We start from the raw sequence: 13247 nt of genomic DNA, 5'->3' as shown, positions 1-13247 counted from the left end.
TAGCATTTAGCAGCTTTATTTGCAAACATAATTTACTAAAACACGATCTTGTTTTATTACAGGAGATCATTATCTTTGTTTAACAAATCGCCGCCTTGGCTTAAAAGCTCATACAAGATCTCCAGCCCGGTAATTATTTTCTGGAGATCCTCTTCATTAGCTGCTTTAAGAGCGTCGGCAATATAATTGTTGATTAGTTCCGTAATGACATTGTTCTTTTGAAATTCCGGTGTCAAAGATAGCCGAACAATCCTGCGGTTGTTTTCGGGAATTTCCCGGATGACGACTCCTTGATTAACTAAACGGTTGACAATCCCGGAAACGGTGCTCTTGGACAACCCTATACACTCGCTTAATTCATTTAAAGTTATATAGGGATGCTTGCTCAGAGCGAGGATCAAACCGACCTGCGGTCCGGTGAAGCCATACTGCTTGGACTTTTCACAAACCTGGTCCCGATAGATCTTTTGAACAGCTTTGAAGAGAAAGACAAGTTGCTCAGAAGGGTTACTCCATAAAGCCTGCGAATCCAGCTTCTGGTTCATTGGCTACCTTCTCTCCTTCTAAACTAGTATTGGGCTTGTTCTTGACAGTCGCTTTCTTGGGTCTCATCAGGAAAACCAAAGCAACGGCAATTAAAATCGCCGGAACCGTGACCGCAATGGCGTAATTCATCGCATCCATGTAAGCCTGACCATAAATCAGCTGTCCAAGAGTTGCAAAAGCTGATCCCTGGGCATCTCCTTGAGATTGCCCCGAACTCATAAAGAGGCCTTGTAAAGCTTTAACTACATAATTGGAAGTCTGATTAAAGGACGTAACCTGCTCGGCAAGTCTGGCATAATTGTAATTTGACTTAGTTGATATAATGGTGGTCATGAAGGTAATCGCCATAGCCTGGGTGATACTTCGAACCGTGGTCGACAGTGCCGTCGCCTTAGCGTACAAATGTCTCGGTACGGCATTCATAGCAGCCGTATTGACAGGCATCATGGACAGACCCAGCCCAAGACCCCTAATTGTTGCAATAAAAGTAATGGTTGTTGACGGTGTATCCATGTTAAATTGAGACATTTTATAGGTAGCAAAGGCCACAACCAAAAGTCCGGGAATGGTTACTACTTTTGCTCCGAACCTGTCAAAAACAGCACCGCTGACGGGCATCATCAGCCCGGAGGCAATGGCTGACGGGAACAGGATCAATCCTGTCTCCATGGCCGTATACCCTCTTAAATTTTGTAAGAACAACGGAAGCACGTAGACGCCGCCCATTAAAGCCAGCATCGTGATTGTAGTGATCAATTGACTGAGCGAAAAATCATAGATTTTAAAAACCCGCAATTCCAGCAAAGGATCGGGATGCATCAATTCATTAACGATGAAGATCAACAGACTGAAACAACCTAAAGCGATTAACAACGGAAATTTAATATTTCCCCAGTCAATGGAATCCGCTTCGCCGAGCACATACAAGAGACTTACAATCCCCACTATCGAAGAAAAAAAGCCGATAAAATCAAAATTTCCTTTATAAGGCTTAAGCGGCGGATCTTTGAGCAAAATGCTGGCAAACAGAACTCCGAAGATGCCAATGGGCACATTGACATAGAAAATAAACCGCCAATCCATGGCTTGAATAATATATCCTCCCAGAGTCGGCCCAATAGCCGGAGCAGCCATAGAGGCGATCCCCCAGAAACCCAGGGCTTTGCCGCGCTCGTGGACCTCAAAAATCTGCATAATATAGGCCATCCCGACCGGCATAATCGCTCCGCCGCCGATTGCCTGGATAACCCTGAAGGCGACCATTACGTTATTACTCCAAGCAAAGCCGCACAGGAAAGAACCTACCGTGAAACAGGACAAGGCAAACATAAAGAGCTTCTTGATGCCAATGGTATCGCTTAAAAAACCTGTTATAGGCACAATGGCGCCCATCGTTAATGTGTAACCCGTTAATACCCACTTGATGGAATCCAAATCCGCGCCGAAAACACTCATCATTTTGGGAATGGCGATATTAACGATACTGCTGTCCAACATAACCATGAAAGTACCTATGACAACCACAAACAAGGCAAGCCACTTGTACGCCCCGTCACCTGCGCCTTCTGTTGGGTGATGTTCTGTCATAATCCTTCACCTCATCACTTTATGTGAATATTCACAACAGCATTCGTACCCGGCAGCAAAGACGTATCCACTTTATCAAATTCGATTTTGACCGGTATCCTTTGCACAACTTTGGTAAACGTGCCGCTTGTGGACGTCGGCAGCAAAGCAAAGGTGGAATTGGAAGCCTGCCCAACGTATTTAACCTTGCCCGTAAATACTTTACCCCCGAATTGGTCAATGGTAATATCTACTTTTTGACCCTGCTTAACTCTGCCGAGTTCTGTTTCCTCAATGTTCGCCGTAATATACAGTTTCGTAGGATCAATAAGCATGGCCACCGTTTGTCCCGGGGAAATGATCTCTCCCACTGTTCCCTGCTTTTTAATCACGATTCCGTTAATCGGAGCTCTAAGAACGGTTTGATCAATGTTGGTTTCTTGAGGATTGTCCAAGCCCTGGCGGCCGATAATTTGATCCTTGACAACCGTATCCCCTTCATCAACGTCTAATTCCAGAAGCTTCCCGGAAATCTGAGGACCGACATTGACGATGTCGCTTTCCACCGTAGCATCGTCCGTAGAAACATAATACGTATTTTGATACCAGTAATATCCTCCGATACCGGCAAATGCTATGACCATTACCGCAAGAATTAAGTATATTAACTTTTTACGCTTTTCCATAATTTTCTCGCCTCTCCTTACTTTTTAAGGCCTATTTCCGCCAGCATGCCAGGCTTTAAACCAGGATCCGGATTCGTAATCTGAATTTTGGCCAGAACGCTTGTGCTCCGGGAATCAATCACCGGATCAACCGAAATTACTTCCCCAGTAAAATCTTTATCCGGAATTTCGGAGACTCTCACTACAACCTCCTGACCGGCCTTTACACTTCCTACAAGTCCGGCTGGCAACGAAGCGCTAATAAATAAGGAGTCGTCATTGACAACGGAAAGCAAAGCCACTCCGGGAGAGGCTAACTCTCCAATATTGATATTTTTTGCACTAACAGTACCGGAAATCGGCGAGACAATCGTCCCATTGTCAAGCTGGGTTTTGGCCAAGTCCAAAGCGGCTTGAGCCTGTTTGACCTGGGCTTGCAAAACGTTGATGGTTTCCTGGGTTTCCCCTTTAGTCAACATATTCAGAGAATCCTGAGCCGAGTTGTACTGGGCCTGAGCAGCCGACAACTGAGTTTGAGACGCTTCCAGCTGGGCTTGCGAGAGCGCACCGGCAGAAGCGAGCTGCTGATTGCGGTCATAATTCGTTTGAGCGTTCGTATAAGCAGTTTTAGCGGCGTCCAACTGAGCCTGAGCTTGAGCTATCTGTTCAGGACGCGCTCCGACCTGAGTCTTGACTAAATTGGCTTGAGCCGTATCCACCGCAGCCTGAGCCTGAGCCACTTGATTTTCGATATCCTTGGTATCCAGCGTAATCAGCGTATCCCCTTTTTTTACCACCGAACCGACATCCACGGAGATGCTGGCAACCTTAGCCGCAATTTTTGAGGTGATCTGAGCCTTATCATTGGCGTCAAGAATCCCGGCCATCACAAAAACCGGTTTACCCGTCTGAACACTGGCACTTGTTTGCTCGCTTGCCGGGCCAGCCCCTGCCGTACCGCAGCCGGTCAGACCAACAGCTATAGCTAGCATGACTAAAATAACCCTTTTCATTCCAATCCTCCTTGTGTTTGTACTGCAACCGTTCGCATGCATATTGTTTGCAAGCATAACTAAACTTACCTCTGTTTAGGGCACCTGTCAAGACCTAAAATGAACTTTTGCGCAAGGTCCCTGGCAAGTTTGCCTGGTAATAGTTGCCGCAACAATGCCGGTCGGAAAAGTCCTTCCAAAAATATTGTGCAAAAGTGCCTGAGCCAATAATTTTCGTGGAAATAAACTGTCGACAGATATCTAGCCATCCAGAACGTCTCAGAGGGCAAGTCCATATAATAGGTACGGATTAAACAATACGGTGTTCCTCTATTCCCAGGGAAGGCTTGAGAAAATCCTAATTATCCCCGTAAATTATAACTTAGAAACGGAGGATTTGAATTTTGCAAAAAAGAAGCCAAATAAATTATGCTGGTCGAAAAGTGAGAAAAGCGCGCCTTGAAGCGCACATTGGAACTCAAAAAGAGTTAGCTGAAATCACCGGAATCCCCGCCAATATTATCAGTGATTTGGAACGGGGAAAACGTCAGATGAGCCCTTCCTGGGCCAAGCGGATTGCCGAAGCCGTTGGCGGCGAGTGGTCGGACTTCATCGATTAGTCTTACCTAGGTGTGATTCTATTCCCACTCTTCCCCCGGGTTGTGACGGAATTTCGCCCAGTCAATATACTGGAATTAGGACAAGCATTCTCGGACAAAGTGTCGCTCACCACTATCTCCGCCGGTTCTAAAGGCCGTATACCCCCTTGTCATTGCCAACAGCCAGTTAAAGCGGCATTTGGCAGCGAGAATCTGTCCAATAGTATTAGAAAGGGGTTATTTTAAATGGCGGTAACTAGCAACGCCAAAGATTCGGTCATGGTCGTCACCTATCAGGTTGGATTGACTGCTCAAGGCTCACCAAAACTCAGTCAGCGCAGTTTCCCCAATGTAAAGTCAAGCAGTTCCGACCAGGACGTTTATGACGTGGCCGTCGCCCTTTATGGGCTTCAGGACTATCCCTTAATCGGGGTCCGCCGGGACAGTCGCTTCGACTTGAGCGAATAGCAGCAGAATAGGAGGAACAAATATGGCAGTCTCAACTAAAAAAGTTTTGCGCCTGAGCTTCAGCAACGCCTCAGGTAATGCCGTAACTATTACCTTGCCCCAGCCAAAGGAGGGCATAACAGCAGCCGAGATTGAAGCCGCCATGGACCTCATCATCGCGAGAAACATCTTTCTTAGCCCCGGCGGTGAACTGGTTTCCAAGCGGGATGCCGGAATAATCAATACGACAACGGAGGATTTATACGACCCAGCGGGAGCCTAAAATTTCCCTGGCCGAAAGCAACTCACTGTCAAGGCGCCGGGCTTAAACCCGGCGTCACGCCGGCAGTCAGCAAAAGGCCTTCTTACTTGTCACACTGTGTAAGGCACTGGTTTTTATCGCACTCAACTCTCTGCGAACCACAATGAGGGCAGGCACGCCCATGTTCCTCGTAAGTTGCATTTATTACATTCCCGCAAGAGGTACACCTGAGATTGCAGACATTTTTCGTATAATGCCCTCCGCCGATGGTGATCGCCCTATTCTCTATCAGTGCTCTGGCAACCTTTTTTCTGGCTTCATCAATGATGTTCTGAAAAGTCTGCCTGGAGATCTGCATCCTCGCGGCACACTCTTCCTGACTAAGTTCTTCTATATCCTTAAGCCTCATAGCTTCCAGTTCTTCTACTTTGAGCTGAACATCTTCAACTCCCTCTAAACAGCCGCATTTTCCTTTGGGACAGGGCGCAAAATATTTATTCTCAGGAATATACTCGACCCTTCTCCATTTAATTGGCCTAGGCATAGGATGCTCCTTTCACTTGATAATGACAGTATAATCCGTCTAAATGACTATTGCTATTCCCGCATTAGAATAACATGATTATTGTCAAATGCCAATAATCATGTTATTATTTTCATAAATTCATAAACCGGAGTTAAATCTTTTACTGAAGGAGAAGTTTGTGATGAGCAAAAAAGTACTCATTGTTGGAGGAGTTGCTGGAGGAGCCAGCGCTGCAGCACGCTTGCGCCGTTTGGATGAAGAGATGGAAATCATCATCTTTGAGCGCGGAGAACATATTTCCTACGCCAATTGCGGTTTGCCCTACTACGTCGGCGGAGTCATCACCGAGCGGAATGCACTTCTTGTCCAAACACCCGAAAGTATGCGAAAACGTTTTAACATCGACGTGCGAATTTTTAGTGAGGTTACCCGCATTTTTCCCGCAGAAAAGACCGTTGAAGTTCAGGAAGCCGGCGGTAAAACCTATCGGGAATCTTATGACCAATTGATCCTTTCACCCGGAGCGGCCCCTGTTCGCCCGCCAATTCCCGGAATTAACGATATTGAGCCTCTCGTTGTGCGCAGTGTCACGGACATTGACCGCATTAAAGGCTATATCGATAAACAGCATCCTCAGACGGCAGCCGTTGTAGGCGGCGGTTTTATCGGTCTGGAAATGGCCGAAAACCTCCAGGCAAGAGGGGTTGCCACCACTATTATCGAGATGAGCAATCAGGTCATGGCTCCTCTGGATTATGAAATGGCCGCTATTCTCCACGAACAAATTTTCAACAAAGGAGTCAACCTTATTTTAGAAGACGGGGTAAAATCCTTTGCTAAAGAAAACAATAAAACAATTATAACCCTCCAAAGCGGGGATCAAGTTGAAACAGATTTAACTATTTTAGCCATTGGCGTCAAACCTGAGATCAAATTAGCCCAGGAAGCCGGCCTGGCCATTGGAGACCTGGGCGGAATCAAAGTCAATGAAAAGCTGCAAACCTCCGATCCGAATATTTACGCCGTCGGCGATGCCATCGAAGTCAAGCACCTGGTCACAGGACAAGCCGTACTCATACCGCTGGCCGGACCTGCCAACAAACAGGGCCGCATCGTTGCCGACATTATTGCCGGACGGGACAGCCGGTATAAAGGAACTCAAGGAACTTCTATCGCCAAAGTGTTTGATCTGGTAGCGGCCTCCACCGGCGCCAATGAAAAAATGCTCAGCAAATTGGGAATACCTTATGAAGTATCCTTTACCCACTCCGCTTCCAATGCCATGTACTACCCCGGATTCGCCAGGTTGTCCCTCAAGCTTCTCTTTGACAAGAGTGACGGACGAGTCCTGGGGGCCCAAATTGTCGGAGCGCAAGGGGTCGATAAACGAATTGACGATATCGCCGGAGTCATTCGCCGCCAAGGCACGATCTATGATCTGCAGGAACTGGAGCTGGCCTATGCCCCACCTTTCTCCTCGGCTAAAGACCCGGTCAACATGGCCGGCTATGTCGCCGAGAACATTATCAACGGGGATGTCCAAACGATTCAGTGGCACGAACTGAAAAAAATGAATGCCAAAGACGTTTGCATCATTGATGTGCGAACAGAAGAAGAACGAAAAGGGAAGTTTATTCCCGGTTCCATCCATATTCACATTGACGACCTTCGCGACCATTTGGCAGAACTCCCCAAAGACAAGGACATCGTAGTTTACTGTGAGATCGGGCTGCGCGGCTATTTAGCCTATCGTATTTTAACCCAACACGGCTTTACACGTGTCAAAGATCTAAGCGGCGGCTGGGTTACTTATTATCCGGCTGTATTCGGTTAATTTCAGAAACCGAATCCACACTAATTTCAGATTTACCCACCTTATTTAAAGTGTCTTAGTTTTAAAAAAGAAAAAAGCGCGAACGACTTTTTACTGAAAAGAATTCAGTAATGTTTCGTTCCTGCTTTTTCTTTTTCTTTTGCAATTAATCCTTACCTTTTTATTATCTTACACTCCGCCGATTTTCAGCTTGGTGGTGCAACAAGGATCTTCTTCGTTTTTCAGACAAATTTCCCCTTACTTCGCAATGAAATTGTGGGATATTGGAGAAAGAGTAAATTAAAGCATTGCCTTATTAGAATTACCAACAGACTACAAGCGAAATAGCTAACCTAAGCCGGAAAGAGAGAAAAAATTAACATTATGAAAAATAAAGCAGCTATAGTTTTATCCTTAACAATCGCCCTGACAACGGCTGGTTTTTGCCTTCCGCAAACCGCACATGGAGCACAAAGCACTGGGACCACTTCAACTATTGTCAGTGCTCATCCTTTAACAGGTATTAAAAAGCTCCAAACCGGTAATATCAACGCGGTTATTCTCGGCGATTCCATTGCCGTCAGCCAAGGCGCTTCAGATCCCGAAGCAACAGGATGGGATTCCGATCTCAGCGACATTTTGGCCAAACTTTATCCTCATAAGATAATTTGGGATAATAAAGCTTCATCCGGGACCCTTGTGGACTACTGCCTGCAGAGAGCCGAAGAAATCGACAGCTCGGCAGATGCTGTCTTCATCTGTGTCGGAAGGAACGACCGCAACTTCTACACCTCCACCCAGTTTTGTTTAAAATATGCTCAATTAGTCCGGCTCATTAAGCAAAAAGCTCCCCAGGCAGATATTTTCTGCATCGTTGAACCTCCTATGGTCTCTTCAGATGAATCCTTATTTGAAGGCATCCGCTCTGCAATTACTATTGTGTGTCTTAATAATAATGGAGTAAACTTATTGGATGCGTGGAGTGCTTTCCCAACGGACCAAACCGCCTTAGCGGACGTATTGGTGGACGGACTTCATCCTAAGGACACAGGATATCGCTTAATGTCCAATTACATTTGTAAGCAATTAGTCACTAAAATAAATTCAAATAACTGAAAACAACATAAAAGTTTCGTGAGATGAACCACGAAACTTTTTTCTTTATTGTCTTATCTTTATTGAATCTTACCAAACAAATGTTACATTTATTGGAGGTTTTATTCAGGATTAATCATATGTTTCAATACCCCATTTATAATTAAATTATAGAGAAATATCAACAATAAATCACATTTTTATCTCATTGTTAGTATTTAAAATTATGGTTTTTTAAGCACAAAAACTTTTATAGTTTCCTTTTCATAATCCATCGTCAATTAGAAACCAGAAAGCATGTTTGGTATGGCATGGTCATTATCAGGTATACCCGTAAAAAACTATTGGCGGAACCCCTAAACGGATAACTAAAAGCAGGTTATAGCTACTAATTGCACCCAGCTTGGTAAAAATGAAGGCCAATAGACTTTTTACGTCTGTTGACCTTGAGGTTGAAAGGTTTTGAAACCAGTTAAAATATCAGTGAATTCAATGGTTTAGCTGCGGTAGAGGCTAAAGTGCTACCAACAGTTGTATTTCTCTATTGGAACTTTAACCTAAAATAAGATATCCTCTTGGGATTTTTCTGTCTAAAAGTATTATTGAATTTTTATCATAATTCTACATTTTCAATTTTTACATCTTTACACATAATATAAGCTGACATCGGAGGTAAATCAATTGAAAATGCATACAACTCCATATTATGTTTTATACCTACTTCGACATTAATTGCTTGCAAAAAAAACGGCATTTGCGGTCTTGTCCACTCTTTTATTGGTTTATCACGTCGATAATTTTCCCAATAATGGTCAAATGTCACAGTATAACAAGTTGTAAAAGTAAGTTTTTTAGGAATGTCTCTGTCAAAAATCAATACTACCTCATCAGCAAAGTATTCACATGTTAGCTCTAAAACTTTGGTATCCCAATAATCAAGCCTATCTATTTTTTGTTGCATTTCTTTTATATCTAACACTCTATTACACTCCTTACCAAGCACAAATCGGGATTTCGAGCGGAAAATAAGGGACAGTTAATCCTGGCACACCAGGCATTACAGGCATAGGTACTATATACATTGATGAATTCCCTCCACCTGAATTACCACTGCCTGAACTACTCGAGTGAGTAAAAGAATATCCAGTAGTTTCATTAAACTTGGGAGTGATAAATTAAAATAATACCCCCAGAAGGCCAACAGACTTTTTACGTCCGTTGACCTTCTATAGGACACTGGAGGATTTCGAAACTCAATCAAAGTTTGTTAATTATAATTTCTATTTCTTTTTGAAAAATGATATGAGTGCTGCTATAAAAATATATAGAGTTATTTCAATGAGGAGGTAACTTCTATCTACTTATTAAATTAGTCTTACTGGCTCAAAGGCAACTCATTTAATCTTATTTTCGTTTAATCTTATTTTATTAAATAAACTATAAACTTTTGAGCTAACAATAATATTCCTGCCGCAATACAGGTTAAGTCCAAAATACTCTTGAGTAAGATTAAAATCACTGGCCTCATGTAAACTGGTATTATCATATATAACCTCTGACCTTAGAATTTCACCATTCCTTTTGCATTCCCCACATTTAAAACCATCAACTATCTCAACACTTATGTTCTTACTCATAGATGGCAGAACATTTGTAATTAATAATTGATATAGTACTACCTCTTCCCTACCCTTAAAATCTTTGATAGGCCTAAAGTTGCATCCTGTAAGACTATTTTCATTTATTAGATTGTATATCCTCTCGTTAATTATAATTTCGGGCTGTATAATACATATATCGTACTTTGCAGCTTTCTTTGTATCAATTATTAGGTCGGATATTTGATTTTTTCCAATGCTACAACTTTTACAAGTATTTTTATACATAGTCCCGAATTTTTCTGCAGTTTTTCCATCACTTTCCCAAGGATAAATTATTTCCATATCAAAAAATACCGCCGCCTTTAATTCCTCTTTTGTATACTCTCTTCCTTCGGCAAAGGTATACTTTATATCGTGAGCATTTATTTCATCCATCAAAATTTTGAATCCTACGGTATCTTGATATATAGTAATACGTAAATTAGCAATTAATTCTGCACTGGTAGCATAGTTCTTAACTTTTTCAAACACCTCTTTCAGCAAATCCTTATTGCCCCTTAATGTCATGGTTGCTCTTCTTCTCATGGAATCACTCTCCAAAATTTATGGAATATCCCTTATTGATAGAAGCTTCTCTTAACTGTTGCTTAATTGGATCTAAATACTGTTCCATACCGTTTTTAGTATAAATATCTCTCATTGCATCCCATATTTCCTGAGGTGTAGCATTTCCAGTCCTAACCTCGTTTCTAAATCTATCAATTACATTGTAACCAATTTTTTGTCTCATTTCATTTGTTATTTCGTAATGAAGATCCCATCTATGGCAATTGATAATATTTCATTTTTAAGTGCCAGTTATGTTTGCCAATGAAAAAGCCTCTTATCACGGATTCTGTAGTATTGTTATTAATTTGCTTTTATCTACCAGTTTCTTTAACGTGTGTACACCGTGTCCATAGGTAACATAACGTTCACTTGTATGGATTGAAATTTACGCTATCATAATGCAGATAGGTAGAGTGTAGATGCCCCCTTCCATCTGAACAGTATTATTTATCTTGGTTAAAAATGAAAGTCAACAGACATTTTACGTTAGTTGACCTTTCCTGGAAATACATTTTGGAAACGCATCCTTGTGATGAATTGGTTATGTAAATAACTAATTCATCACATAATTGTTAAACTTTCTTAAGCAGCCACCCCTGTGAACACTTCAATTATTTCAGCATTAATTCTTATTATTAATTTTGCTCAAATTTGTTTCATTTGAATTCCAGTTAATTGGTGGCTTTCTGCCATTAGAAAACCATTTATATCCAGCATTTATCCAATTCATACGCCACTGTTCATATCTCGTCCGACGCTATTCCTGTTTCGGTTTATATATTCCGGCAATTTTCATTTTTTGCCATGAACTATATTGCGTATTTTCATCCTCGGCTTTAATCACACGTAATGAATATAAACCAACATTATCAGATTGGTCTGTATTTGTCGTGTATTCCAAAAGGAAGAAGAGATATTTTTGTTTGTCAGTCTCGACAATATAAAATGATTTTACCTCCTTTTTACTATGCCCGTAATTGTCCGACTCGTCAACTATTAGCCCGTCATTCTTTTTAGACTGAACCTTGCCTTGAAAAAGCTCAAATAAGTAATTCATACTTCCATCAAAATCCTTAGCTTCAGCCAAAGCTTGTTTTGAAAACATTGCTGTTAAAGCATTTTTGTCTTGATTTTGAATAGCTACAATCACTTGTTCTAGTCGAGCATCTGCTTTTTTATCGTCACTTTCTTTGTTAAGCATTCCCGTTCTTGACCCTCCTGGCGAACATGAAGTTAATAAGAATATGTTTAAAAGAAGAACCAGAAATATTATTTTCTTATTCATTAATAGATTTTCCTTTCCTCAGAATGTAAACGTAGCTATATTCCATCTGTCATCCTTTTTCCATGTATCATAAAATTTATTATACATGTCTTTGTTTCCAGAAAAGTTAATAGTGTAGGTAGCTGTCAGGTTATCTGCTTGAACACCTTGATAATACGGATTGAAGCCTGTCACCCACCATAAGTTTTCATTTGGATTGAAATCAACTATTGTATTTCCATTATTATCCTTTAACGTTAATGTCATTGGAAGAGCAAGGCTAGGATCTACGATCCAATGATCCGTTGGCGTACCGTTAACTGCTAATCTTGTATATATACCCATTTCCGCACCGGCACCTAAGTTTAAATAATTTCCTTTCCATGCCCAGAAAATATAATCTTTTCCGTCATCCATACTAAATTACATTTTTGCTTTATCCATACTGGTGCCATTGTTAAAAACATAATCATAAAAATCATTATAACCGAAATATTGCTGCCAACAATCTTGCCTAGTATGGTATACACCACCTGAATCTCTGACAAATCCCGCTTTATAAAACAGGTCACTAAACCACCCCTGTTGAGTTGCGTATACGTTGACTGGGTTGGCTATTAACCATTTTGCAGCAGTTCTCGTTACGTCTGAAAGCTCAGGCCAATTTCCACTCATATCAACATATAAAATGGGATTATTAAAGCAATAAGTATAAAGATTTAGGCTTAACGGGTCTATTGTTTTTCCTGTATTTGTATCTTCATTCAAGAATCGGCCTGTTGTTGGATCATAATTTCTTGCCCGCAAGTAGTAGGTATTCGTCTCTAAGTTAGAGTACTCCCCCGAATACCTGAACACATTAGTGTCATTCGGGTCAATATTCTTCTCGTTCCCGAAAGCATCATAGTCATAATTCTTAGTAACATTACCTGACGTATTAGCTAATTGGACAACATCCCCATGCCCATTGTACTCATAATACTTTCGAGAACCACCGAAATCTCCTGCGATGAGATTTGTACCACGAAGATAAGTCCCTGTAACTACTCCCCCCGTCGTTTCCAGGGCAATATTCTGCCCATCCCATATATGGTTTGTCGTAACCTTATTGACCGTTTTGATGGCCCTCAACCCATCTCCATCGTAGGAATAGGCTATAGTTTTGTCTCCGACGGTTGTGCCGATTAGCTGGTTAAAACCATCATAAACGTTAAGGGTTAAACTGCTATTGTCCGTACTCTGACCGGACGCAGACGTGCCAA

The 13247-nt window shown here is 41.9% G+C and carries 16 protein-coding genes; 5 read left to right on the top strand and 11 right to left on the bottom strand.

All coding sequences use genetic code 11. The features are described 5' to 3' along the window. Window positions 1-56: 56 nt before the first annotated feature. The 4 genes from REC12_RS21950 to REC12_RS21935 are packed head-to-tail and all read right to left on the bottom strand — an operon-like array spanning window position 57 to window position 3790. On the bottom strand, window positions 57-545 hold the full coding sequence (locus tag REC12_RS21950; RefSeq protein WP_308897954.1) for a MarR family winged helix-turn-helix transcriptional regulator: 489 nt from the start codon (window positions 543-545) through the stop codon (window positions 57-59). Further along, a complete protein-coding gene (locus REC12_RS21945; protein ID WP_308897953.1) occupies window positions 508-2133 on the bottom strand; it encodes a DHA2 family efflux MFS transporter permease subunit in 1626 nt (541 codons plus the stop codon). Before REC12_RS21945 ends, REC12_RS21950 begins: the two co-directional genes overlap by 38 nt. Before the next feature lie 14 nt (window positions 2134-2147). Continuing rightward, window positions 2148-2801, bottom strand: a complete 654-nt coding sequence (locus REC12_RS21940; RefSeq protein ID WP_308898006.1) for an HlyD family secretion protein — start codon at window positions 2799-2801, stop codon at window positions 2148-2150. Window positions 2802-2815: 14 nt separating this feature from the next. Then, window positions 2816-3790, bottom strand: a complete 975-nt coding sequence (locus REC12_RS21935; protein WP_308897952.1) for an HlyD family secretion protein — start codon at window positions 3788-3790, stop codon at window positions 2816-2818. Window positions 3791-4173: 383 nt separating this feature from the next. Here REC12_RS21935 and REC12_RS21930 point away from each other — a divergent pair, with 383 nt between their 5' ends. From REC12_RS21930 to REC12_RS21920, 3 genes are all read left to right on the top strand, one after another. Further along, a complete protein-coding gene (locus REC12_RS21930; RefSeq protein WP_308897951.1) occupies window positions 4174-4389 on the top strand; it encodes a helix-turn-helix domain-containing protein in 216 nt (71 codons plus the stop codon). 225 nt (window positions 4390-4614) lie between these two features. Then, entirely contained in the window at window positions 4615-4836 is a 222-nt protein-coding gene (locus REC12_RS21925) for a DUF1659 domain-containing protein (protein WP_308897950.1), read from the top strand. 22 nt (window positions 4837-4858) lie between these two features. Beyond that, window positions 4859-5098, top strand: coding sequence for a DUF2922 domain-containing protein (locus tag REC12_RS21920; RefSeq protein WP_308897949.1), 240 nt, complete (start codon window positions 4859-4861; stop codon window positions 5096-5098). Between the two features lie 82 nt (window positions 5099-5180). Here REC12_RS21920 and REC12_RS21915 read toward each other — a convergent pair whose 3' ends face one another. Next, the gene (locus REC12_RS21915) at window positions 5181-5621 is read right to left on the bottom strand and encodes a DUF134 domain-containing protein (protein WP_308897948.1); all 441 of its coding nucleotides are present in this window, start codon (window positions 5619-5621) and stop codon (window positions 5181-5183) included. 163 nt (window positions 5622-5784) lie between these two features. On the opposite strand from REC12_RS21915, the gene REC12_RS21910 reads away from it, so the two are divergent. Further along, complete coding sequence (locus REC12_RS21910; RefSeq protein WP_308897947.1) at window positions 5785-7437, top strand: FAD-dependent oxidoreductase; 1653 nt, start codon at window positions 5785-5787, stop codon at window positions 7435-7437. 363 nt (window positions 7438-7800) lie between these two features. Further along, a complete protein-coding gene (locus tag REC12_RS21905; protein ID WP_308897946.1) occupies window positions 7801-8532 on the top strand; it encodes an SGNH/GDSL hydrolase family protein in 732 nt (243 codons plus the stop codon). A 592-nt stretch (window positions 8533-9124) separates the two neighbouring features. Here REC12_RS21905 and REC12_RS21900 read toward each other — a convergent pair. The 6 genes from REC12_RS21900 to REC12_RS21875 all read right to left on the bottom strand — a co-directional run. Next, the gene (locus REC12_RS21900; protein ID WP_308897945.1) at window positions 9125-9490 is read right to left on the bottom strand and encodes a PIM7 family immunity protein; all 366 of its coding nucleotides are present in this window, start codon (window positions 9488-9490) and stop codon (window positions 9125-9127) included. A gap of 415 nt (window positions 9491-9905) precedes the next feature. Next, window positions 9906-10697, bottom strand: a complete 792-nt coding sequence (locus tag REC12_RS21895) for a hypothetical protein (protein WP_308897944.1) — start codon at window positions 10695-10697, stop codon at window positions 9906-9908. A 4-nt stretch (window positions 10698-10701) separates the two neighbouring features. Continuing rightward, window positions 10702-10902, bottom strand: coding sequence for a hypothetical protein (locus REC12_RS21890; protein WP_308897943.1), 201 nt, complete (start codon window positions 10900-10902; stop codon window positions 10702-10704). A gap of 576 nt (window positions 10903-11478) precedes the next feature. Next, on the bottom strand, window positions 11479-11922 hold the full coding sequence (locus REC12_RS21885; protein ID WP_308897942.1) for a DUF5104 domain-containing protein: 444 nt from the start codon (window positions 11920-11922) through the stop codon (window positions 11479-11481). A gap of 102 nt (window positions 11923-12024) precedes the next feature. Beyond that, window positions 12025-12402, bottom strand: coding sequence for a DUF4474 domain-containing protein (locus tag REC12_RS21880; protein ID WP_308897941.1), 378 nt, complete (start codon window positions 12400-12402; stop codon window positions 12025-12027). 6 nt (window positions 12403-12408) lie between these two features. After that, window positions 12409-13247: RHS repeat-associated core domain-containing protein (locus REC12_RS21875; RefSeq protein ID WP_308897940.1), on the bottom strand; the 839-nt coding region annotated here is incomplete at its 5' end.

The sequence above is a fragment of the Candidatus Desulfosporosinus nitrosoreducens genome, from assembly GCF_030954495.1.
In the GTDB taxonomy this organism is placed as follows: Bacteria; Bacillota; Desulfitobacteriia; order Desulfitobacteriales; family Desulfitobacteriaceae; genus Desulfosporosinus; species Desulfosporosinus nitrosoreducens.
This window is presented reverse-complemented; position numbering and strand designations above follow the sequence as displayed.